Consider the following 22,179-nt stretch of genomic DNA (forward strand, 5'->3'; position numbering starts at 1 on the left):
CGCCCTTCGGCACACGTCCTGACGGCCACCGAACGCTTCGGCGCCCGACCACGGGTCCAGCGCGAACATCGACAGAAAGACGTGATCATGATCGTCGTCACCGGCGCGACCGGCGCCCTCAACGGCGCCACCGTCGAGCACCTGCTCAAGCGCATCCCCGCAGCCGAGATCGGCGTCAGCGTGCGCGACGTCGCCAAGGCACAGCACTTCGCCGACCGGGGCGTGCGCGTACGGCGTGGCTCCTACGACGACCCGGCCGCGTTGCGTGAGTCGTTCGAGGGCGCCGACCAAGTGCTGCTCGTGTCCCAGAACGACCCCCGCGGCGACGGGGTCGGCCTGCACCGCACGGCGGTCGAGGCCGCGGTCGCGGCGGGCGCCCGGCGCATCCTGTACACCAGCCACCAGAACGTGCGCGGCGACAGTCCGTTCGCCCCGGCGCGCGAACACGCCGCCACCGAGACGCTGCTCGCGCACTCGGGAATCGGCTGGACCTCCCTGCGCAACGGCTTCTACGCCCACAGCCTCGACTGGCTGCTCGGCCCCTGGCGGCAGACCGGAGTCATCGCCGCTCCGGCGGACGGCCCCGTCTCGTGGACGGACCGCGCCGACGAGGCCGAAGCCGCCGCGATCATCCTCGCCGGGCGGCGCCCGTTCGACGGTCCCGTCACGCTCACCGCCCGCCGCGCCGTCACCTTCGACGACATCGCCACGATCGCCACGGAAATCACCGGCCGCGACATCAAGCGGGTCGTCGTGGACGACGGGCAGTGGATTGCCGGCCAGGTCGCGGCCGGCATGCCGGAGTCCATGGCCCGCATGCTGCTGCCGTTCTTCGAGGCCGCGCGAAGTGGCCATTTCGCAGAAGCCGACCCGCTTCTGGCCGAACTCCTCGGCCGCGAACCACGGACGGTCGCCGACGTGCTCACCGACAGCGTCACCGCCTGAGTCAGCGCCGCAGGTCCCGACGCCGGCACGCCGGACGCGGCCACGACTCCGACGAGTGCCGCCTGCCCTCGGTGACCACCTCAGTATGCTCGGGGAGCGTGCGGGTCGATCTTGTCACTCTGGTCGTGGACGACTACGACCCGGCCATCGAGTTCTTCGTCGACGTGCTCGGCTTCGAACTGGTCGAGGACTCGCCATCCTCGACCAACGATGGCCGTCCGAAAACGGTGGGTCGTCGTACGGCCACCGGGAGCCGAGACCGGCATCCTGCTCGCGCGTGCGGACGGAGAGCGGCAGGCCACGGTGGTCGGAAACCAGGTCGCCGGCGACGCCGCCGGGATGCGCGAACTCACCGACGAAGCCGCCGCCATCGCCGCCCGCCTCACCACAGGGCCGCTGCTGCTACGCGATCACGGCGGCGGCTTCACCCCGGTCACCGTCCAGCTCCACCGCATCTCCGCCGAATACGTCACCGGTGACCTGGGCGCCGCGCTGGCCGCCGCCCGCAAGATCCGCCCGGCCGGCCTGCCCACCATCGAACGACGCGCCCACTACTACACCGACCTGGCCCGTGCCCACCACCTGGCCGGCGGCCGCGAGCAGTGCCCGGCCGCACTGCTGGCCGCCGAACGCCAGGCGCCGCAGGAAACCCACGCCCGCCCGGCCGTACGCGACCTCGTCCAATCACTGCTGATCTCCAGCCGGACCAGCCCTGCCGCTGCATGGTCCTGCCGTACGCTGCGGCATCACCTGACGGGCCTGCATCGAGCCGAGGTCCTCGCCTCGGGCGGCCCGCCCACCAGCATCATTCCTCCTCATCAGCGGTCGCGTTGGGATCACGCAGCTCGCGCAGGCGGCCGCCCAGTTCCGGGCGGTTGAACGGGTAGAACCCGTGAAAGTTGATGTGCTCGAACAGCAGAGGCGAAAGGCGGGCGCGGATCTCCGGCGTGACCTGGCCGCCCTTGATGCCCAGCTCGCCCCACCGACGCCACCAGCTCGCCGCCCCAGTCGGCGGTGATGTCGATCTCGGCCTGCTTGTCCACCAGCCGCGCCGACGCCGCGGCGATGCCCTCACCGTGGAAGTAGCCCTTCTCCACGCCGATCAGCCGGGCCGCGGTCAGCGCGGGCGCCCCGGCCTTGATCACCGGGATCAGGCCGACGTTGCACGAGCGGGCCACCGTCAGCGCGGCCAGGGTGATGTCGAGGTCGTCGCGGCGCACGTGCGAGCCGGTGATGTGGGTGAAGGAGTCGAACATGCCGGTGCGGGCGTGCACCTCCAGCAGCAGTTCGGGGTAGTCGATGCGGGGCAGCATCGCGGCCACCTTTCCCCCACCGTGACCAGGAGGGTGATCGACGCCTTCGCCGCGCGGGAGGCGGTGGACGTGCGGGCGGCGCGGGCGCGTCTGGCGGTCCTGACCGGGCGGGAGGGCCAGGTCGTCCGGGCCGTGGCCCGTGGGTTGTCCAACGGTGAGATCGCCCGCGAGCTCGTCATGAGCGAGACCACCGTCAAGGCCCACGTCAGCCGTGCCCTGACCAAGCTGGGTCTGACCGACCGGGTCCAGATCGCGCTCCTGGTCCGCGACGCCCGCCACGAAGAGACCGTCCTGCCTGGGCGTGGCATCGCTCCCTTGCCAGGCAGGACGGTCTCTTCGTGGCGGATGGTCTTGCTCTTTTAGGTCCGTTGATTTTTCATCGCTCCCTCCGCCTTTACTTTGTAGATTTACTAAGTGATCGGGGTGGCGCGCATCTGCTCGACCAGGGAGGTGGTGTGCTTGGCGTACCGGAACAGCGGGTGCGCCAGCACCTCGCGCAGGAACGCCACGTTCGTGCGCACCCCCTGCCCCCGGACGGTGCACTCCTCCAGTGCCCGGTCCGCCCGCGCCAGTGCCTGGGCGCGGGTCGGCGCCCACACCGACACCTTGGCCAGCAGCGGGTCGTAGTCGGCGGTGATCCGCGTCCCGGCCGCCGCGTGGGTGTCGACCCGGGTGAACGGGCCGCCCGGCGGGACGAACTCCTCCACCACCCCGGGCGTGGGCAGGAAGCCCCGCGCGGGGTCCTCGGCGTTGACCCGGCACTCGATCGCCGCGCCGCTCGCCGTGACGTCCTCCTGGCGCAGTGACAGCCGCCCGCCGGCCGCGACCAGGAGCTGCTCGCGCACCAGGTCGATGCCGGTGACCATCTCGGTGATCGGATGCTCCACCTGCAGCCGGCAGTTCACCTCGATGAAGTAGCAGGCGCCGTGCTCGTCCACGACGTACTCGAAGGTCCCCGCGCCGGTGTATCCGGCGGCGCGGGCGGCCCGGACGCTCAGCTCGCCCAGCCGTTCGACGGCGGCGGCCGGCAGCCCGGGCGGGGGCGTCTCCTCGATGAGCTTCTGCCGGCGCCGCTGCACCGAGCAGTCGCGCGCGCCCAGGTGCAGGACCTGGCCGTGGGCGTCGGCGAGGATCTGCACCTCCACGTGCCGGGCGGCGTCCAGGTACTTCTCGACGTAGACGCGCGGGTCGCCGAACAGGACCACCGCCTCGCGGCGGGTGGCGGCGTAGGCGCGGGCCAGGTCGCCCGGGTCGTGCACCACCGTCATCGCGCGGCCGCCGCCGCCCGCCGAGGCCTTGAGCACCACCGGGTACCCCACCCCGGCGGCCGTGCGGGCGGCCTCGCTCACCCCGGCGGCCGGGCCGTCGCCGCCGGGCAGCAGCGGCAGCCCCGCCTCGGCGGCGAACTCGCGCGCCGACACCTTGTCGCCCAGGCGGGCGATCACTCCGGGCGGGGGGCCGATGAGGGTGATGCCGTGCGCCTGGCAGATCTCGGCGAACTCCGGGCTCTCGGACAGGAAGCCGTAGCCGGGGTGGATGGCCTCGGCGCCGCTCTGCCGCGCCGCGGCGATGAGGGCGGCCGCGTTGAGGTAGCTGCGCCGGGGGGCGGCCGGGCCGATCTGGATGGACTCGTCCGCCAGGCGCACCGCCGGGGAGTCGCGGTCCACCGTCGAGTGGGCGACCACCGTGCGGACGCCCATCTCGCGGCACGTCCGAAGCACGCGCAGGGCGATCTCGCCCCGGTTGGCGATCAGAACTGTGGTGAACATCGCGCTCCAGCTTCCAAGCGTCCGGGTGTGCCCGGGTGAACGGTCAGTGGCTGTCGCAGGGCACCAGGGCCAGCAGCGGGTCCTCGTACTGCACGGGGGCGCCGTCCTCGGCGACGATCTCGCTGACCCGCCCGGCGCGCTCGGCCTGCACGGCGTTCATCAGCTTCATCGCCTCGATGACGCCGACCTGCTGGCCCGCCTCGACCAGGTCGCCGACCTGGACGAACGGGGGCGCCCCCGGTTCGCGGGCGCGGTAGAAGGTGCCGACCATGGGCGCGGTGACCAGCACCGCGCCCTCCCGGCCCCTGTCCTGCCGCTCGGCGGGGTGGTCCGCGGGGTGCTCCTCCCCCGCCGCGGGCGTCCCCGGCGGGCAGGACCATTGGACGTCGACGGCCAGGGTGGCGGTGGAGACGGTGATCCTGCGCAACGGGGCGCGGCCGGCCGAGCCGAGCCGGGCGGCCTGCCCGACCACCCAGTCCAGGACCTGGGCGCGCTCGTCGGGGGCCGGCGGCGGCGCGGAGGGAGCTGATGGCGTGGTGGTCTCGACGGTCATGGGCGTCCTCCTTCGAGGGTCGGGCGATTACCGGGATGCCGGGAGCGGGCCGGGCATGCCGCCGGAACGGGCGGGCGGGTCAGGCGGGCAGCCCGTAGCGGCGGAAGCGCGCCTTTCGGGCCCGGACCAGGCGTGCGGAGTCCTCGGGGATGAGGTCGTGCAGGGCGGCGGCGACGGCGCGTCCGACCGCGTGGGCGGTGCGCGCCGGGTCGCGGTGGGCGCCGCCCTCGGGTTCGGGGATCACCGCGTCCAGGATCCGGTGGCGCAGCAGGTCGCGGGCGCCCAGGCGCAGCGCGTCCGCAGCGGCGGGCGCGGCCGACGGGTCGCGCCACAGGATTGCCGCGCAGCCTTCGGGGCTGATCACCGAGTAGACGGCGTTGGACAGGGCCAGCACCCGGTCGGCCACCCCCAGCGCCAGGGCCCCGCCGCTGCCGCCCTCGCCGGTCACCACGGTGACGACCGGCACCGGCAGGTGTGACATCAGGCGCAGGCTCGCGGCGATGGCGTGCGCCTGGCCGCCCGCCTCGGCCTCGACCCCGGCGTAGGCGCCGGGGGTGTCGATCAGCGTGACCACCGGCAGGCCGAGCTTGCCCGCCAGCAGCATCGCGCGGGCCGCCTTGCGGAACCCGGCGGGGGTGCCCATGCCGAAGTTGCGGGCCACCAGCTCGCGGGTGTCGTGGCCCTTCTGGTGGCCGATCAGCATGACCGGCACCTGGTCCAGGCGGCCGACCCCGGCCACGATCGCCGGGCAGTCCCCCGAGGCGCGGTCGCCGCGCAGCTCGCAGAAGTCCTCCAGCAGGTGCGCGGCGTAGTCCAGGGTGGTGGGACGGCCGGGGTCGCGGGCCAGCGCCACGGCGGCCCACGCTTCGGGCCGCTCCTCGCCGGGCAGGTCGCCGGGATCGGTCACCAGGGGCGGGGCCTCGGCCCAGGCCTGCGGGACCGGGCGGCCCCGGCGGGTCCAGGACGCCGCCGCCAGCAGCCGGGCCAGGGCGGCCCGCAGCTCGGCGCGGCGCACGACGCCGTCCACCAGGCCACCGGCCAGCAGGGTCTCGGCGGTCTGGAAGCCCTCCGGCAGGGTCTGGCCGAGGGTTCCGGCGATCACGCGGGGGCCGGCGAAGCCCATGTGCGCTCCGGCCTCGGCGAGGATCACGTCGGCCAGGGTGGCGTAGGAGGCGGCCACTCCCCCGTAGGTGGGGTCGGTGACCACCGAGACCGTCAGCAGCCCGGCCTCGTCCAGATCGCCCAGGGCCTGGCTGGTCTTGGCCATCTGCATCAGCGCCAGCGCGCCCTCCTGCATGCGCGCCCCGCCGGAGGCGGTGACCAGTACCAGCGGGACGCCCGCGGCGAGGGCGTGCTCGGCGGCGGCGGTCACCCGCTCCCCCACCGCGCAGCCCAGGCTGCCGCCCATGAACGCGAAGTCCATGACGGCCACGACGGCGCGGTGCCCGCCGATGGCGGCCCGGCCGCACACCACCGCCTCCTCCAGGCCGGTGGCGCTGCGCGCCTGCTCCAGGCGGAGGGGGTAGGGGCGGGTGTCGGTGAAGCCCAGCGGGTCGCCCAGCGTGGGCGCGGCGGCCAGCGGGGTGAAGGATCCGGGGTCGACGAGGTGGTCCAGCCGCTCGGCGGCGCCGAGCCGGTCGTGGTGGGCGCAGGTGGGGCAGACCCGCAGGTCCCGCCGGAAGTGCTCGCCGTACACGGGGGCGGCGCATCCGGGGCACCGCACCCACAGCGGGCGCTCCTCCTGCGGTGACGGCTCGGCGGCCTTCCTCGCGGGTGGGGCGAGGGGTCCAGGAGCGATCACCACCGAAGCAGTCCTCGGAGGGGATGGCGCGGCAGCCGTCGGAAGGGACGTCAAAGCGGACACCGGCGCGGACGCCGGCGTGCGTCGTGAGGCCGGTTCCGCGGCGGGTGTGGCGGTCACGCGGCCCACCCCCGTACCGGCGGCCGCCGTCTCGCCGTAACGGCCTCGGGCACCGGCCCGGCCAGAACCCCGCTCCTCGGCCCGATCCCGGACTCGATCTCGGACATGAGCCCGGACTTCGTTTCAGCGTGGCCGCCGGCCCTGCCGGGGCGGCTTGCGGGGCCGGGTGCGGGGGTGGTCGCAGGCGTGGTCGTGGGTGTGATGCCCGCGTGTGGTCGCATGACTGTCCTCCCGTGACTGCCGCGGGGCGCGCCGGGCGAGCGGCGGGCCTCCTCCCGCACACCATCGCGCGGGACGCTGGTCGGCCGCTTGGGGGGTGATGGAGCCGTCCTGGACCGGGACGGCGGACCGCGGCACTCAGCGGCGGTTCCGGGCGGACCACGGGCAGGGCCGCGGCGGCGCCGTGAGGTCCGGACGACGCCGCGCCGTAGGTCACCTGAGGCCGTGCGCGGAGTCCTCGCCGCGCTCTTCCACGGGCTCGGCCACTTTATACCGGAATTATGCCCTATTTCATATCAAAACAGACGGCGCCGGAGCCGCGTTTCGACGCCGGGAGGTGGTGCGGCATCACCGGATAATCCCGGGCGAGGTCAAGAATAGAGGGGCAGACCAGGACTTTTTCGCAGTTTTTATGCTCATGAGCCATCTTTCCGGAAGTTCCGATAAGCGAGTTCATCTAAATTCGAGAGGTCCACCAGACGCCGGGCGTCCCCGGCGCCGCGGCCGGCACGACGTCGAGGATCATGCGGAGATCACATGGAATTCCGGGTGCTGGGTTCGCTGCAAGTCGTCGACGACGGCGCCGATCTGACGCCGAGCGCGGCCAAGGTGCGGGCGGTGCTGGCGATGCTGGTGCTGCGGCACAACCAGATCGTGTCCACCCGTGAGCTCATCGACGAGCTGTGGGGCGAGCGTCCCCCCGCGACCGCGCTGCCCACCTTGCACACCTACGTCTACAAGCTGCGCAAGATGCTCGGCGCCGGCGGCCCGGCCTCGGTGGTCACCCAGCCCTACGGGTACCTGCTGGCCACCACGCCCGAGACCATCGACGTGTTCCGCTTCGACCGGCTGGTGGCCGAGGGGTGGAACGGCCTGGAGCGGGGCGACCCCCAGCACGCCACCGACACCCTGTCCCAGGCGCTGGCGCTGTGGCGGGGGCCGGCGCTGGCCAACCTGGCCGCGGGAGAGCTGCTGTCGGCGCAGATCACCCGTCTGGAGGAGAGCAGGCTGCGGGCCCTGCAACTGCGCCTGGCGGCCGACCTGGGCCTGGGCAGGCACCGGGAGCTGATCAGCGAGCTGAAGGAGCTGATCGCGACCTACCCCCTCAACGAGGACTTCTACGCCAAGCTCATGACCGCGCTCTACCAGGTGGGGCGGCGCGGCGAGGCCCTTGAGGTGTTCCAGAACCTGCGGCAGGTGCTGGTCGGGCAGCTCGGCCTGGAACCCTCCCCGGCGCTGTGCCGGCTGCAGCAGCGCCTGCTGTCGGCCGATCCCGGCCTGGAGCAGCCGGGGCTGGACCAGCCGGGCCTGATGGACCGGCCGCCCTCCGCCGAGGTGCCCGCGCCGCCGCCCGCGCGCGCCGCGGAGGTCAAACCGGCGCAGCTTCCTCCCGACATCGGCGACTTCGTGGGGCGCGGCCCGGTGGTGGAGCGGATCGCGGCGGCGCTGGCCGGGACGGCGGAGGCGGGAACGGCGGTGCGGGTGATCTGCGTCAGCGGCATGCCGGGGGTGGGGCAGACGGCGCTGGCCGTGCACGCCGCCCACCGGGTGCGCGCCGCGTTCCCCTCCGGCCAGTTGTTCGCCGGGCTCGGCGGGGCGGTCCCGGCCGACCCCGGGGAGGTGCTGGCGGGATTTCTGCGGGCGGCGGGCGTGGCGCCGGGGGACGTGCCGGCCGACCGGGACGAGCGCAGCAAGCTGTTCCGTAGCTGGTGCAGCGACCGGCAGGTGCTGATCGTGCTGGACGACGCCGCCGGGGCCGCGCAGATCCAGCCGCTGCTGCCCGGTTCGCCGGGGTGCGCGGTGATCGTCACCAGCCGGTTCGGGATGCACGGGTTCGCCGGCGCGTGCATGGTGGAGCTGGACCCGCTCAGCCAGGAGGAGGGCCTGGAGCTGCTCGGCAAGATCGTGGGGCCGGCGCGGCTGAGCGCCGAGCGGCACGCGGCCGAGCGGATCGTGCGGCTGTGCGGGCGTCTGCCGCTCGCGCTGCGGTGCGCGGGGGCGCGGCTGGCCGCCGGGCAGGGCCTGACGCTCGGCGGGTTCGCCGACCGTCTTGAGGATCCCCGCACGCGGCTGGCCGACCTGGCGGTGGCCGACCTGGACGTGCGCACCGCCTTCCGCGGCACCTACGACCGGCTGGGCGGCCCGGAGCGCAGCCTGTTCCGCCTGCTCGGCCTGCTGCAGACTCCTGACATCACCACGCGGCAGACCGGCGCGCTGCTGGGCTGCGAGGTCGACCACGCCGAGCGGCTGCTGGCCCGGCTGGCCGACTGCCGGCTGCTGTCGGCCAGGCCCGGGCAGGGCGAGGTCCGCTACGGCGTCCACGAGCTGGTGCGGTTGTTCGCGCGCGAGTGCCTGGAGCGTGAGCTGGACGCCTTCGGCGCCCAGGAGGCCGGGACCCGCGCGGCCGAACCGGTGCCGGCCCCGGCCGAGCCGGGCACGGCGGAGGGATCCGTCCCCGCGCGGGCCGCGGCCGTCCCGGGGAGCCGCGGCGCCGAGCCGGTCGGCGAGCACTCCGCCGAACGGCCCCGGGAGCACGCCGACCGGACCGGGCCGGTCCTGGTGCCGCGCGCCCCGTGGGTCAACGGCGCCCCCGCCCACGTCCTGGGCCCGTGACCGGCGGACCAGGCGGGCTCTAGGCCGGCATCAGCGGCATTCCAGACGCTCCGGAAACCATTGCGGTCGAAGGATGAAAGGAGACGTCTGGTGCATCGGACGCTAATCGTGGCACGGATGGAGCCCTCCGAGACGGAGGCGGTCGCCAAGATCTTCGCCGACTCGGACGCCAGCGACCTGCCCCACCTGATCGGGGTGTCGCGGCGCACGCTCTTCCGTTTCCACGAGCTCTACTTCCACCTCGTCGAGGCCGACCAGGACATCACCCCCGACCTGTACAAGGCGCGCAGCCACCCGCTGTACGCGGAGATCAACCAGCGGCTGAGCGAGCACATCCGGCCCTACGACCCCGACTGGCGCGAGCCCAAGGACGCCATGGCCGAGCCGTTCTACACCTGGGAGGCCGAGGGCCGTGACTGAGATCCGCCTCACCAAGGTCGCCGCCGAGCAGGTCGCGCCCAACCGGCGCCGCGGCGGCGACATCCGCGTCATGCTCTCCCCCAAGACCGCCGGGGCCACCTCCGGCTTCATGGGCGTGGCCCATCTGCGCCCCGGCGAGCACTTCATCGAGCACTACCACCCCTACTCCGAGGAGTTCCTGTACCTGGTGCACGGCAGGGTGACGGTCCTCATCGAACGCGACCAGCAGATCGTGCTGGAGCCCGGCGAAGGACTGATGATCCCCAAGGGCGTACGGCACCGGGTCGCCAACGACGGCGCCGAGGACGCGCGCCTGGTGTTCCACCTGTCGCCGCTGGCGCCGCGCCCCGAGCTCGGGCACGTGGACACCGAGCACAACCCCTACACCGGCGCCCACCCCGACGTGGGAGCCGCGGCGGGCGCCGGGCAGGGCACGGCCGGCGTGCGGGCGGCGGGCGAGGCCCCGGCAGGGAGCCGGCGGTGAACCAGGCCGGGGCCACCACCGCCCGGCGCCGCACCCGCGCCCGCCCCGCGACGCGGCGGCCGCGCCGCCCGGGCGGGGACCGCCGGGTCGTCATCACCGGGATCGGCGTCACCGCGCCCGGCGGCATCGGCACCCGGGCGTTCTGGGACCTGCTCACCTCCGGGCGCACCGCCACCCGCGCCATCACCCTGTTCGACGCCACCGGGTTCCGCTCGCGCATCGCCGCCGAGTGCGACTTCGACCCCGCCGCCCACGGCCTGTCGCCGCAGGAGATCCGCCGCATGGACCGCGCCGCCCAGCTCGGCGTGGTCAGCGCACGCGAGGCGCTGGCCGACAGCGGCCTGACCTGCCAGGACGTGCCGCCCGAACGGCTCGGCGCGGCCGTCGGCAGCGCCGTCGGCTGCACCATGGGCCTGGAGGAGGAGTACGTCGTCCTCAGCGACGGCGGCCGCCAATGGCTGGTCGACCCCGCCTACGGGGTCCCCCAGCTGTACGGCTACATGGTCCCCAGCACCATCGCCACCGAGGTCGCCTGGGCCGGCGCCGCGGAAGGCCCGGTCGCGCTGATCTCCACCGGCTGCACCGCCGGCCTGGACTCGGTCGGCCACGGCTACCAGCTCGTCAGGGAGGGCAGCGCCGACGCCGTGCTGGCCGGAGCCGCCGACGCGCCGATCTCGCCCATCACCGTCGCCTGCTTCGACGCCATCAAGGCCACCACGCCCGACAACGACCGGCCCGCCACCGCCTCGCGCCCCTTCGACCGGGACCGCAACGGCTTCGTCCTCGGCGAGGGCGCCGCCATGTTCGTCCTTGAGGAACGCGCCGCGGCGCTGCGGCGCGGCGCCCGCGTCTACGCCGAGATCGTCGGATTCGCCGGCCGCAGCAACGCCTTCCACATGACCGGCCTCAAACCCGACGGCCGCGAGATGGCCGAGGCCATCCGCACCGCCATGCGCCAGGCGCGCCTGCGCCCCGACCAGATCGACTACATCAACGCCCACGGCTCGGGGACCCGCCAGAACGACCGCCACGAGACCGCCGCGTTCAAGGACGCGCTCGGCGAGCGGGCCTACCAGGTGCCGGTCAGCTCGATCAAGTCCATGATCGGGCACTCGCTCGGCGCGATCGGCTCCATCGAGGTGGCCGCCTGCGCCCTGGCCATCACCCACGACGTCGTCCCGCCCACCGCCAACCTGCGCACCGCCGACCCCGAGTGCGACCTGGACTACGTGCCGCTCACCGCGCGCGAGCACAAGGTCGAGGTGGTGCTCAGCGTGGGCAGCGGGTTCGGCGGATTCCAGACCGCGATGCTGCTGGCCCGCCACCGCGACGGGCTCGCCGGCACGAGAGGCGGCCCCGATGACTGACACCTCCCCGCGGCGCGCCCGCCGCGCCTCCCGCGACACCCGGCCGGTGTTCACCGGCATCGGCGTCGCCGCGCCCAACGGCCTCGGCACCGCCGCCTACTGGGCCGCCACGCTGGACGGCAAGAGCGGCCTCGGCCGCATCACCCGCTTCGACGCCGAGCGCTACCCGGTCCGCGTGGCCGGCGAGGTCTCGGAGTTCGACGACACCGAGCACGTGCCGAGCCGCCTGGCCGTCCAGACCGACCACTGGAGCCACCTGGGGCTGACCGCCGCCGACTGGGCGCTGCGCGACGCCGGCCTGGACCCGGCGACCCTGCCGGAGTACGAGATGGCCGTGGTCACCGCCAGCTCCTCGGGCGGCACCGAGTTCGGCCAGCGCGAGATCGAGAAACTGTGGTCCAAGGGCCCCGGATACGTCGGCGTCTACCAGTCCATCGCCTGGTTCTACGCCGCCACCACCGGCCAGATCTCCATCCGGTACGGCATGCGCGGCCCCTGCGGGGTCATCTGCGCCGAACAGGCCGGCGGCCTGGACGTGCTGGCCCAGGGCAGGCGCCTGCTGCGCGGGCAGGCCCGCGTCGTGGTCACCGGCGGCACCGACGCCTCCCTGTGCCCCTACGGCCTGGTCGCCCAGATCTCCACCGGCCTGCTCAGCACCCGCGACGACCCCGAACGCGCCTACCTGCCCTTCGACGCCGACGCCTGCGGCTACGTGCCCGGCGAGGGCGGCGCCATGCTCGTCATGGAGGACGCCGCCGCCGCGCGCGAACGCGGCGCACGCCCCTACGGCGCGCTGGCGGGCCACGGCGCCACCTTCGACCCGCGCCCGCGGCCCGGCCGGGAGGCGACGTCCAACCTGCGCCGCGCGATCATCTCGGCTCTGGAGGACGCCGGGGTCGAACCCGGCGAGGTGGACGTCGTCTTCGCCGACGCCCTGGGCGTCCCCGAACGCGACCGGCTGGAGGCCCAGGCCATCTCCGCGGTCTTCGGCCCCCACGGCGTGCCGGTGACCGCCCCCAAGACCATGACCGGCCGCCTGTACGCCGGCGGCGCCCCGCTGGACGTGGCCACGGCGCTGCTGGCCGTCCGCGACGGCGTCATCCCGCCCACCGTCGGCGTGCGCGCCGCCGCGCCGTCCTACGAGCTGGACCTGGTGCGCAGCACGGCCCGTGACGGCCCGGTCCGCAACGCCCTGGTGCTGGCCACCGGGCACGGCGGGTTCAACGCGGCGCTGCTGATCACCGCCACCGACCCGTCCTGACCGTCCCCCGCGCCACGCCCGCGGCACGCCGTCCCGGCGCCGCCGCCGTCCCGCACGCGCCCGGCGGCGGCCACGCCGGACCCGTCTCACCCACTCGACTCACCCAGGAGGAACCACCATGCCCGCATTCACCCTCGACGACATGAGGAGCATCATGGGCGGCTGCGCCGGCGTCCCCGAGAGCCTCGACCTCGGCGACGACATCGGCGAGATCTCCTTCGCCGAACTCGGCTACGACTCCCTGGCCGTGCTGGAGATGGCCGCCCGCATCCAGCAGCGGCTCGGCGTCCGCATCCCCGACGACGCCGTCGAGGAGATGCGCACCCCGCAGGCGGCCGTCGACTACGTCAACCGCCGCCTCGCGGCCTGACATCGGAGGGACCACATGGCAGGACACACCGACAACGAGATCATCATCGCCGGGCCGATGAACCTGGTCTGGAACATGACCAACGACGTGGAATCCTGGCCCACGCTGTTCAGCGAGTACGCCGCCACCGAGATCCTCGAACACCGCGGCCCGACCGTCCGCTTCCGGCTCACCATGCACCCCGACGCCGAGGGCAACCAGTGGAGCTGGGTCTCCGAACGCACCCCCGACCCCGCCACCAGGACCGTGCGCGCCCACCGCGTCGAACCGGGCTGGTTCAAGTACATGAACCTGTTCTGGGAGTACACCGAGGTGCCCGACGCGGTGCGCATGCGCTGGGTCCAGGACTTCGAGATGAAACCCGACGCCCCGCTCAGCGACAAGCAGATGACCAAGCGGCTCAACGACAACACCGTGATCCAGATGAACCGGATCCGCCAGCTCGTCGAAGAGGCCGCAGACTCCTCCCCCGCCCGCCTCTGAGACCTCCCGGTCACGGCCCCGACACCCCCATCCACACCAAGTCCGACGGAAAGAAGAGAGTGGGCATGAACGCCAAGGACTCAAGGACCCAGCAGGACGAGCGGCGCGACGGCCGCGTCCGGGCCGGCGCGACCCGCGCCAAGGCCGCGGCACGGCCCGCGGGCGAGGACACCGTGTACCGGGTCATGGTCAAGCTGCGCATCCACCCCGGCATGGAACGGGACTTCGAGAAGACCTGGCGCGAGATCGCCGCCACCATCTCCCGCCAGCCCGCCAACGTCGGCCAGTCGCTGGCCAAGAGCCCCGACGAGGACGGCGTCTACTACATCGTCAGCGACTGGGAGAACGAGGAGAAGTTCCGCCGGTTCGAGCACAGCGCCGAGCACGCCGCCAACCGCATGCGCCTGGACCCCTTCCGCGACCCGGCCGGCACCTCCATGACCCCGATGCTGGTCGCCTCCCGCCTGGGCGCCCAGCCCGCCCCCGGCCGCGTACGGGTCGCCCTCTACCTCAACGAGCCCGAGTCCGACAAGGGCTCGGTCGAGAACGCCTACCACCAGATCAGCACCACCCTGGCCGGCCGCCAGGGCCTGCGCGGCAACGAACTGCTGCGCTCCCTGCGCGACCCGCGCCGCTACGCCGTGCTCAGCGAATGGGACGACGTGCCCACCTACCGCGAGTGGGAGCGCAGCCCCGAGCACCTGCCCACCACCTCGCCGCTGGCCCGCTACCACGACAAGGGCCTGGGCATCTTCGGCTCCTACGAGGTCGTCGCCGCCTACTGACCGGCCACCGGGCCGCCCGCCCGGGCGGGCGACCCTCACCCGGGCGGGCGGCCACCACATCGGGCCGGCGCGCCCGCGCCCCACCACGACCGTCACCCACGACCATGGAGGTATCCCATGCCCTACGCCGCGCTCACCTTCCGCATCAAACCCGGACACGAGAACGAACTGGCCGAGGTCTTCACCAGCGGGCCGGCCCTGGAGTCGCCCGTCGTCACCGACGAGCACGGCCGCGAGACCGCCCGCCTGCTCGGCACCGCCGTCTTCGTCAAGGACGACGTGCTGGTCCGCTTCATCCACTACGAAGGCGACTTCTCCGGCATCGCCCGGCACCTGGCCTCCCAGCGGCACGTCCACACCATCGAGGACCGCGTCGTGCCCTACCTCGCCGACGCCCGCGACACCGCCACCGCCGACGGCTTCGCCGCGTTCTTCCGCGCCGCCTCGATGCGCTGTCTCACCCAGTCCTCGGCCGACACCCAGCCCGCCCGGACCTGACACCGGCCGCGAACCCGCCGCGACACCGGCGGAACGGCGGAGCGGCCACCTGCCGCTCCGCCGCACCCGGGCCCGCACGCCGAACCCGGCGCCGCGCCGCGAAGGGAGTCCACGACATGGCCCGCCACCCCACCCAGCCCCGGCACACCACCGCCACTCCGACCACCACGGGCCCCCGGTCCGCCCCGGACGGCACCCCGGACGGCACGGCGCGGCAGGACGGGGTCGCGCTGCTGGAGGCGGTCGAACGGGAGGCCGCCGGCCTGGCCGTGCAGAGCCGCCGCCTGGTGGAGGCCCTGGCCGCCCGCGTGGGCCTGCGCGCCGCCGACTTCCGCTGCCTGTGCGCCCTCACCCGCCACGGTCCCCTGACCACACGCCGCCTGGCCGCCCTGGCCGGCCTCACCACCGCGGCGGCCGAGCACGCCGTGGACCGGCTGGAGCGGCACGGCTGCGCCCTGCGCTCCGGCGCCCCCGGGCGTGTCCTGGTCCATCCCTGCCACCCCGCCTGCCGTACCCGCGCCGAACCCGCTCTGCGTGAGCTGCGCGAGTCCTGGCACCCCCTCACCCACCACGGAGCCGACGACCTGGCCCTGATCACCGCCCTCCTGGCCGACAGCCGCAGATTGTCGGGGTTGGTGGGCGTGATGCATGCACAATCCACTGCCTTTACAATGTAGATCACAAAGCGGTGAACGCCGCCCCAGGCGGCGCGCGGCCGGCCGCCGGGGGCTGCCCTAAGATCGAGGCGTGGACGTGCCCGCCCTACGCGACCCCGGCGCCGAGGCGATGGTGCGCGAGGGCGACCCCTACCACGCCTACCTGGACTCCCTCAGCGGCGCCGAGTCCCGCCGCACGATGCGCGGCTGCCTGGACCGCGTCGCCCGCCTCATCACCGGCGACGAGGCCGCGACCGGCGCCGGCCAGCCGTGGCACCTGCTGCGCTACGAGCACACCGTGCGCGTCCGGGCGATCCTCTCCGAGCAGGGCTGGTCCCCCGCCTACGTCAACAAGCACCTGGTCGCGCTGCGCCGGGTCATGCGCGAGGCCTGGCGCCTGGGCCGGATGACCGCCGAGGACTACCACCGCGCCGCCGACCTGCCCACCCTGCGCCACACCCGCCTGCCCGCCGGGCAGCACGTCCCCGCCGAGGTCGCCGGCGCCGTCCTGGCCGCCTGCGACGGGGACGACTCCCCCGCCGGGGCCCGCGACGGCGCCCTGCTGGCGGTGCTGTACTCCACCGGCTGCCGCCGCGCCGAGATCGCCGCGCTCTCCCTGGACGACTACGACCCCGCCGCCCGCTCCCTGCGCGTGCGCGGCAAACGCGACAAGGAGCGCCTGGTCTACCTCACCCGCGAGGCCGTGGCCCGCCTCGAGTGCTGGCTGGCGGTGCGGGGGACGGCGCCGGGCGCGCTGTTCACGCCGGTCAACAAGGCCGGGCGGCTGCGCGCCCCCGGCGGGCGGCCCGCCCCGATGAGCGGGCAGGCCATCGCCGGCATCCTGGCCAGGCGGCTCGCCGCCGCCGGAGCGGCCAAGCGCACCCCCCACGACTTCCGCCGCACCTTCATCGGCGAGCTGCTGGACGCCGGGGTGGACCTGGCCACCGCGCAGGCCCTGGTCGGGCACGCCTCCCCCGTCACCACCGCCCGCTACGACCGCCGCCCGGAGAACCGCCGCAGAGACGCCGTCGACCGCCTGGCGATGCCCACCGCCCGTCCCCTCAGGCCCGGCGGCCCCTGACCGTCTCACCCCCCGGGCAGCCACCAGGGCAGCGCGTCCACGAGGTCCTCGGGCGTCCGGCGGGGCGAGGCTGCGGCGCATCCGGCAGGCCTTCGGATATCGGTCAGGCAGGGGTCGTGGCGCGGTGGCGCGTCCAGTCGGCGGCGCGCAGCCGGTACAGGACGTGCGGGTGCAGCGGGCTGCCGGAGGGCACCGCGGGGTGCTCGAAGTCCTCGGCCGGGTCGCGGATCATGCCCAGGCGCCGCATCACCGCCTGGGAGCGCACGTTGGTCCCCGCGGTCATGGAGATCACCTCCGTCAGGCCCGCGGGGCCGAAGCCGTGGTCCAGCGCCGCGCCGGCCGCCTCGGTGGCGTACCCCCGGCCCCAGCACTCGGGGCGCAGCCGCCAGCCGACCTCGACCGCCGGGGTGAACGGCGCCGGGAAGGTCTGCCAGATCAGGCCGGTGAACCCGGCGAACTCGCCGGTCTCGCGCACCTCGACCGCCCACAGGCCGAACCCGTCCTCCTCCAGGCGCGCCCGCGCCCGCCCGGCCAGCGCGTCGCTCTGGTCGCGGGTCAGCGTGGCGGGGAAGTGCTCCATCACCCGGGGGTCGGCGTTCATCACGGCGAAGGGGGCCAGGTCCTCCTCGCGCCACTGGCGCAGGATCAGGCGGGGCGTCTGCAACATGCCCACATTTTCCCGAGAATCTCGGCGCACATGGCGATTGTGCCGTGGACGAGCGGGTTTGCCATGGCGTCCCCCGGTGTGAACCCGGTGGACATCCGGGGATCGCCGTTCCGGGCGGCAGGGGTGGAGGGACGACCCCCGCGGGTGGGCTACAGTCGGTAGTAGCCGATGTGGTTTGTGTCCCCCGGGCCGCAATTACCGCCTTCACGGAATACCGTTCGGCTGGAGCCGTGTTGTGCCTCTCGCCGAGGAGGCGACCGCCACATCGGCCACAACGAAGAGCCCCCGCGGGCGCGTCCCGCGGGGGCTCTTCGTTTCCCGCCACGCCGTCCCTCACCCCGGTCATAGGGGCGGCCTTCGGTCGTCTCACCACGCGTCGTGACAGTTTGTGCACACCCGTAACACTCCGTAACGCATCGTTGCCCTGGCGAGCCGTATGGTGGTCATTGCCGTTCGCACACCGGGAGAGCACGTGCTGTACCACATCATGAAGATCGCCAGCCGCCCCTTCCTTCGGCTGCTGTGGCGCCCCGAGGTCACCGGGGCCGAGCACGTCCCCGCCGCCGGCGCGGCGCTCCTGGCCTCCAACCACCTGTCCATCCTGGACTCGGTGTTCCTCCCCGCGATGCTGCCGCGCCAGGTCACCTTCGTCGCCAAGTCGGAGTACTTCACCGGAAACCGGCTGATGGCGATGGTCATGCGCGGCACCGGGCAGGTCGCCATCGACCGCGAGAGCGCCGCCGCGGCGCAGGCCATGCTGGACACCGCGCTGCGGGTGCTCGACAGCGGCGAGCTGTTCGGCATCTACCCCGAGGGCACCCGCTCCCCCGACGGGCGGCTGTACCGGGGGAAGATCGGCGTGGCGTGGCTGGCGCTGACCGCCGGGGTGCCGGTGATCCCGGTGGCCATGGTCAACACCGACCGCGTCCTGCCGCCGGGGGCCGCACTGCCGCGCATCGCGCGCATCGGCGTGCGCATCGGCGAGCCGCTCACCTTCACCGGCGACCCGGGCCGCGCGCAGGACCGCCGGGCGGTCACCGACGAGGTGATGAAGGCCATCCAGCGGCTGTCGGGCCAGCAGTACGTCCCCGCCTACGCCCGCAGGGAGGCGCCGCGGCGCGCCGCCTGAACGCCGCTCGCCCGCCGCCCGGGCGCGGTCCGTTCGCGGCCGGAGCGCCGCCGCTCACCGGGCGTGCGCGCCCGGCCCCGTGCCGTGCCGGCCGCGCGAAACGGGCCGCCGCCACGTGCGAAGATCCACCGGCGGGGCGGTGACCAGCCTCGATTCCCGGCGGGGGCCGGGCGGCCCGCGCTAAGCTCGGCAGGACGTCGAGACATCGGGGGTAACGTGCGGCGCGGCCGTATCATCGCGATCACGTCCGTCGCGGCCGTCGTGGTCGCGGGCGCCGCCGCCGGAGGCGCCTACTACGTCCTGCGCACCAAGGGAAGCGCGCAGGAGACCGCGCGCCACTTCGCCGCCGCCTGGGAGCGCGGCGACCTGGCCGCCATGAAGGCCGACCTGGCCGCGCCGGCGAGCGGCTTCGACGCCCTGTACGCCGAGGTGGCGAAGAATCTCGGGGTGTCGCGCACCGGCGTGCGCCTCGGCCGGGTCGCCCCGGCCGGGGACGACCGCGCGACCGCCGCCTACACCGCCACCCTGGCGTTGAAGGACACCGGCCGGTGGACCTACACCGGCGCGCTGGACCTGGTGGTGAAGGACCGCCAGTGGAAGGTCGCCTGGACGCCGGCCGCGGTGCACCCCGCGCTCACCGCCGCCACCCACCTGGACCTGAAGACCACCTGGCCCGAGCGCGCGCCGATCGCGGACTCCTCCGGCGCCCGCATCGACGGGCCCTCCGCGGGCGGCTCGGTGCAGCAGCTCGTCGGCTACCTGGACAAGGCCACCGCCAAGGACGTCGCCAAGCTCGGCGCGCCCTACCGGCCGGGCGACGCGATCGGCAGGGCGGGCCTGCAGCAGACCTTCCAGGAGCAGCTCGCCGGGACGCCCGCCACGCAGGTCGTGGTCACCGACGGCGCCAAGAAGGCTTCGCGGACGCTGACCACCATCGAAGGCTCCCCAGGGCGGCCGGTGCGCACCAGCCTGGACCCGCGGGCGCAGCGGGCCGCGGTCGCCGCGGTGCGCGACCTGCCCAAGCCCGCCTCCCTGGTGGCGATCCGGCCCTCCAGCGGCGAGATCCTGGCCGTGGTGAACAACCGCGGGGGCTTCAACCGCGCGCTCGACGGCCGCTACCCTCCCGGGTCGACGTTCAAGACCGTCACCGCGGCGGGGCTGATCGCCGCGGGCGTCACTCCGGGGCAGAAGGTCACCTGCCCCAAGAAGGTCAACGTGGGCGGGCTGGAGATCCGCAACTCCGACCACGAGGCGTTCGGCTCGCTGTCCTTCCTGGACTCCTACGCCCACTCCTGCAACACCACCTTCGCGCCGCTTGCGGCCCGCCACCTGGGCGAGGGCGGGCTGGAGCGCATCGCCGGGCGGCTGGGCTTCAACCAGCCGCTGGACATCGGCGTCCCGGCGACCCGGGGCAGCATGCCCGCGCCGACCGGCCTCGCCGACCTGGCGGCCGAGTCCTTCGGCCAGGGGCGCATCACCGCCAGCCCGCTGGTGATGGCCACCGTGGCCGCCGCGGTGGCCGACGGGTCCTGGCGCCCGCCCACGCTGGTGCCCGCGCTGCCGCAGAAGGCCGCGCCGCAGCCGCTGCCGCCGGGCGTGGCCGGGCATCTGCGCACGATGATGGCCGCGGTGGTCACCAAGGGGACGGCCAAGCGTGCGGGGCTGCCCGCGGGCACCGTCGGCAAGACCGGCACCGCCGAGTTCGGCACCGGGCCCAAGCTGGACTCCCACGCGTGGTTCATCGGTTTCCGCGGCGAGGTGGCCTTCGCGGTGGTGGTGGAGGCCGGAGGGATGGGCGGCGAGGTCGCCGCGCCGGTGGCGGCACGTTTCCTGCGCGGCCTCGGCCGCTGACCGGGGCGCGCCCCGGCGTCACATCGGCAGGGCCGCCGCCTCGTTGCGGAACACCATGATCAGCAACGTCGCGATGAGGGTGGCGATCAGGATCCAGCTCACCAGGATGATGATCGTCGACCTGCTCGGGCCCCTGCGCCGGCGGCCGGCGCCGGCGGCACGGGCGGCGCGGGCGGCGCGCTTGCGGTCGCCGGCCTCCTTGCGCACGACGCGCTCGTTGAACGACTCCAGGCGGGCGGCCAGCCGGGGGTCGTCATCGGTGAGATGACTCTCGATCTGGGCGAGCAAGCGCTCCTCGTCCTGCGACCAGGCCATGCCGAACCTCCCGGCGACGCAAGCGGTGTGAGCACGATCCTCCCCATGATGAAGATCTTTAGCCTTCCCGTGGTCCGCTTTTTGCCCGGCGTTTCGCTGAGTTGCGATCTCGCTCGAATGCCTGTTCTAATCAAGGTCATGCGCTGGGACAACTTGCGCCTGACCGATCCGCCGGAGCAGGCGGCGCCGACCGTGCCGCTGATCCCCCGCGGCGCGGTGGCCACCACCTTCGACACCCCCGAGTTCCGCGGCATGACCTTCTACGAGGTCCAGGCCCGCTCGATCATCAACCGCGTCCCGGCGGCCAGCCACGTCCCCTTCCAGTGGACGATCAACCCCTACCGCGGCTGCAGCCACGCCTGCGTGTACTGCTTCGCCCGCCGCAGCCACGAGTACCTCGAAATGGACTCCGGGCGCGACTTCGACTCCAAGATCGTGGTGAAGGTGAACGCGGCCGAACTGGCCCGCCGCGAGCTGGCCGCGCCGCGCTGGGGCGGCCACCCGATCGCCATGGGCACCAACGTCGACTGCTACCAGCGCGCCGAAGGCCGCTACCGGCTGATGCCGGGCGTCCTCGCCGCGCTGCGCGACTTCCGCAACCCCTTCTCCATCCTCACCAAGGGCGCGCTGATCCTGCGCGACCTGGAATTGCTGGCCGAGGCCGCCGAGGTCACCGACGTCGGCACCGCGGTGTCGGTGGGGTTCACCGACGACGAGCTGTGGCGGGCGGTCGAGCCCGGCACGCCCCGTCCGTCCCGCCGCCTGGAGGTCTGCGCCACCCTGGCGGCCCGGGGGCTGCGGTGCTCGGTGCTGATGGCGCCGATCCTGCCCTACCTGTCGGACTCCCCCGCCCGGCTGGCCCGCACGGTGCGGGCCATCGCCGAGGCCGGGGCCACCGGCGTCACCCCCATCGTGCTGCACCTGCGGCCGGGGGCGCGCGAGTGGTTCATGGCCTGGCTCGCCCGCGAGCATCCCGGCCTGGTGCCGCGCTACCAGGAGTTGTACGGCCGGGGCGCCTATGCGCCGAAGGCCTACCAGCAGCGCGTCGCCGGGCAGGTCCGCGAGCTGGCCGAGGCGTGCGGGCTCGGCGGCCGATCGTCCTCCTCCTCGCGGGGCGCCCCGCCCGGGCCGCCGGCCTCCGCCGGGCCGGAGCAGCTGACCCTGCTCTGACGGCCCGAAAGAAAGCGGCATATGGGTGGTTCACTCCGGCGATGGGTATTTAACGCGGCGATGCTGCCTATATGGCGCATTGTCAGCCAATAGCGACTCAGCCATACGGGGGAAACCATGGCCGGAACGCGGAAGAAGTCCACCAAGGCCACTGGAAAGGCCAAGAAGGCGTCCATCAAGGCCACGCGCGAGACCAGACAGGATAAACGCGAGGACGACGACAAGCGCGAGGTCCGGGCCGACGAGACCCGCTGACCTCCCCGGGCGCCGGCCCCCGGCCGCCACCCGAGGCCGGGACCGCGCGCCCGC

24 protein-coding genes and 1 pseudogene are annotated in these 22,179 nt (G+C 74.0%); 19 read left to right on the forward strand and 6 right to left on the reverse strand.

Annotated elements, in window-relative coordinates; genetic code table 11:
* Nucleotides 1-87: 87 nt before the first annotated feature.
* The 3 genes and pseudogenes from BJ982_RS27340 (at nt 88) to BJ982_RS39755 (ending at nt 1,824) form a co-directional block, all read left to right on the forward strand.
* Nucleotides 88-945, forward strand: coding sequence for an NmrA family NAD(P)-binding protein (locus BJ982_RS27340; RefSeq protein WP_184884712.1), 858 nt, complete (start codon nt 88-90; stop codon nt 943-945).
* A 125-nt stretch (nt 946-1,070) separates the two neighbouring features.
* Nucleotides 1,071-1,118: pseudogene (locus tag BJ982_RS40995) on the forward strand (hypothetical protein); the annotation flags it as partial.
* A 37-nt stretch (nt 1,119-1,155) separates the two neighbouring features.
* The gene (locus tag BJ982_RS39755) at nt 1,156-1,824 is read left to right on the forward strand and encodes a hypothetical protein (protein WP_239122643.1); all 669 of its coding nucleotides are present in this window, start codon (nt 1,156-1,158) and stop codon (nt 1,822-1,824) included.
* On the opposite strand, the gene BJ982_RS38635 is transcribed toward BJ982_RS39755, so the two are convergent.
* A complete protein-coding gene (locus tag BJ982_RS38635) occupies nt 1,782-2,258 on the reverse strand; it encodes a Tn3 family transposase (RefSeq protein WP_221482379.1) in 477 nt (158 codons plus the stop codon). The two genes, BJ982_RS39755 and BJ982_RS38635, sit on opposite strands and share 43 nt — an antisense overlap.
* 21 nt (nt 2,259-2,279) lie before the next feature.
* On the opposite strand from BJ982_RS38635, the gene BJ982_RS38640 reads away from it, so the two are divergent.
* Nucleotides 2,280-2,621 carry a response regulator transcription factor gene (locus tag BJ982_RS38640; RefSeq protein ID WP_239122644.1) on the forward strand — a complete coding sequence of 114 codons (342 nt, stop codon included), beginning with the start codon at nt 2,280-2,282 and terminating at the stop codon, nt 2,619-2,621.
* Between the two features lie 47 nt (nt 2,622-2,668).
* On the opposite strand, the gene BJ982_RS27355 is transcribed toward BJ982_RS38640, so the two are convergent.
* The 3 genes from BJ982_RS27355 to accA form a co-directional block, all read right to left on the reverse strand.
* A complete protein-coding gene (locus BJ982_RS27355) occupies nt 2,669-4,027 on the reverse strand; it encodes an acetyl-CoA carboxylase biotin carboxylase subunit (RefSeq protein ID WP_184884716.1) in 1,359 nt (452 codons plus the stop codon).
* Nucleotides 4,028-4,070: 43 nt separating this feature from the next.
* A complete protein-coding gene (locus BJ982_RS27360; RefSeq protein ID WP_184884719.1) occupies nt 4,071-4,580 on the reverse strand; it encodes an acetyl-CoA carboxylase biotin carboxyl carrier protein in 510 nt (169 codons plus the stop codon).
* 79 nt (nt 4,581-4,659) lie between these two features.
* Nucleotides 4,660-6,381 carry an acetyl-CoA carboxylase carboxyl transferase subunit alpha gene (accA, locus tag BJ982_RS27365; protein ID WP_239122645.1) on the reverse strand — a complete coding sequence of 574 codons (1,722 nt, stop codon included), beginning with the start codon at nt 6,379-6,381 and terminating at the stop codon, nt 4,660-4,662.
* A gap of 876 nt (nt 6,382-7,257) precedes the next feature.
* On the opposite strand from accA, the gene BJ982_RS27370 reads away from it, so the two are divergent.
* From BJ982_RS27370 to BJ982_RS27420, 11 genes are all read left to right on the forward strand, one after another.
* Entirely contained in the window at nt 7,258-9,333 is a 2,076-nt protein-coding gene (locus BJ982_RS27370; RefSeq protein WP_184884721.1) for an AfsR/SARP family transcriptional regulator, read from the forward strand.
* 90 nt (nt 9,334-9,423) lie between these two features.
* Complete coding sequence (locus BJ982_RS27375) at nt 9,424-9,753, forward strand: TcmI family type II polyketide cyclase (RefSeq protein ID WP_184884723.1); 330 nt, start codon at nt 9,424-9,426, stop codon at nt 9,751-9,753.
* On the forward strand, nt 9,746-10,237 hold the full coding sequence (locus BJ982_RS27380; RefSeq protein WP_239122646.1) for a cupin domain-containing protein: 492 nt from the start codon (nt 9,746-9,748) through the stop codon (nt 10,235-10,237). Before BJ982_RS27375 ends, BJ982_RS27380 begins: the two co-directional genes overlap by 8 nt.
* The gene (locus BJ982_RS27385) at nt 10,234-11,604 is read left to right on the forward strand and encodes a beta-ketoacyl-[acyl-carrier-protein] synthase family protein (protein WP_184884725.1); all 1,371 of its coding nucleotides are present in this window, start codon (nt 10,234-10,236) and stop codon (nt 11,602-11,604) included. Before BJ982_RS27380 ends, BJ982_RS27385 begins: the two co-directional genes overlap by 4 nt.
* Nucleotides 11,597-12,865, forward strand: a complete 1,269-nt coding sequence (locus tag BJ982_RS27390; protein WP_184884727.1) for a ketosynthase chain-length factor — start codon at nt 11,597-11,599, stop codon at nt 12,863-12,865. The genes BJ982_RS27385 and BJ982_RS27390 overlap by 8 nt, the downstream gene beginning before the upstream one ends.
* A gap of 118 nt (nt 12,866-12,983) precedes the next feature.
* Nucleotides 12,984-13,235 (forward strand): acyl carrier protein, encoded by a 252-nt coding sequence (locus BJ982_RS27395; RefSeq protein WP_184884729.1) that lies wholly within the window; start codon nt 12,984-12,986, stop codon nt 13,233-13,235.
* Between the two features lie 15 nt (nt 13,236-13,250).
* Entirely contained in the window at nt 13,251-13,718 is a 468-nt protein-coding gene (locus BJ982_RS27400; protein WP_184884731.1) for an SRPBCC family protein, read from the forward strand.
* 65 nt (nt 13,719-13,783) lie between these two features.
* Nucleotides 13,784-14,503, forward strand: a complete 720-nt coding sequence (locus BJ982_RS38645) for an antibiotic biosynthesis monooxygenase family protein (protein WP_203958809.1) — start codon at nt 13,784-13,786, stop codon at nt 14,501-14,503.
* A 117-nt stretch (nt 14,504-14,620) separates the two neighbouring features.
* Nucleotides 14,621-15,001, forward strand: a complete 381-nt coding sequence (locus BJ982_RS27410; RefSeq protein ID WP_184884733.1) for a SchA/CurD-like domain-containing protein — start codon at nt 14,621-14,623, stop codon at nt 14,999-15,001.
* A 116-nt stretch (nt 15,002-15,117) separates the two neighbouring features.
* Nucleotides 15,118-15,678 (forward strand): MarR family transcriptional regulator, encoded by a 561-nt coding sequence (locus BJ982_RS27415; RefSeq protein ID WP_184884735.1) that lies wholly within the window; start codon nt 15,118-15,120, stop codon nt 15,676-15,678.
* Nucleotides 15,679-15,748: 70 nt separating this feature from the next.
* Nucleotides 15,749-16,738: a tyrosine-type recombinase/integrase gene (locus BJ982_RS27420; protein WP_239122647.1), complete on the forward strand. Its 990-nt coding sequence runs from the start codon at nt 15,749-15,751 to the stop codon at nt 16,736-16,738.
* A 103-nt stretch (nt 16,739-16,841) separates the two neighbouring features.
* Here the strand turns inward: BJ982_RS27420 and BJ982_RS27425 are convergent, their stop codons facing one another.
* On the reverse strand, nt 16,842-17,405 hold the full coding sequence (locus tag BJ982_RS27425; RefSeq protein ID WP_184884737.1) for a GNAT family N-acetyltransferase: 564 nt from the start codon (nt 17,403-17,405) through the stop codon (nt 16,842-16,844).
* A 472-nt stretch (nt 17,406-17,877) separates the two neighbouring features.
* On the opposite strand from BJ982_RS27425, the gene BJ982_RS27430 reads away from it, so the two are divergent.
* Nucleotides 17,878-18,534 carry a lysophospholipid acyltransferase family protein gene (locus tag BJ982_RS27430; RefSeq protein ID WP_239122648.1) on the forward strand — a complete coding sequence of 219 codons (657 nt, stop codon included), beginning with the start codon at nt 17,878-17,880 and terminating at the stop codon, nt 18,532-18,534.
* Between the two features lie 216 nt (nt 18,535-18,750).
* Nucleotides 18,751-20,385, forward strand: a complete 1,635-nt coding sequence (locus BJ982_RS27435) for a penicillin-binding transpeptidase domain-containing protein (protein WP_184884741.1) — start codon at nt 18,751-18,753, stop codon at nt 20,383-20,385.
* 18 nt (nt 20,386-20,403) lie between these two features.
* Here the strand turns inward: BJ982_RS27435 and BJ982_RS27440 are convergent, their stop codons facing one another.
* On the reverse strand, nt 20,404-20,700 hold the full coding sequence (locus tag BJ982_RS27440; RefSeq protein WP_184884743.1) for a DUF3040 domain-containing protein: 297 nt from the start codon (nt 20,698-20,700) through the stop codon (nt 20,404-20,406).
* Nucleotides 20,701-20,838: 138 nt separating this feature from the next.
* Between BJ982_RS27440 and BJ982_RS27445 the strand changes: the two genes are divergently transcribed.
* Nucleotides 20,839-21,870: an Rv2578c family radical SAM protein gene (locus BJ982_RS27445; RefSeq protein WP_184884745.1), complete on the forward strand. Its 1,032-nt coding sequence runs from the start codon at nt 20,839-20,841 to the stop codon at nt 21,868-21,870.
* 117 nt (nt 21,871-21,987) lie between these two features.
* The gene (locus BJ982_RS27450) at nt 21,988-22,125 is read left to right on the forward strand and encodes a hypothetical protein (protein WP_184884747.1); all 138 of its coding nucleotides are present in this window, start codon (nt 21,988-21,990) and stop codon (nt 22,123-22,125) included.
* The last annotated feature ends 54 nt before the right edge of the window (nt 22,126-22,179 follow it).

It is taken from the genome of Sphaerisporangium siamense (assembly GCF_014205275.1).
Taxonomy (GTDB): Bacteria; Actinomycetota; Actinomycetes; order Streptosporangiales; family Streptosporangiaceae; genus Sphaerisporangium; species Sphaerisporangium siamense.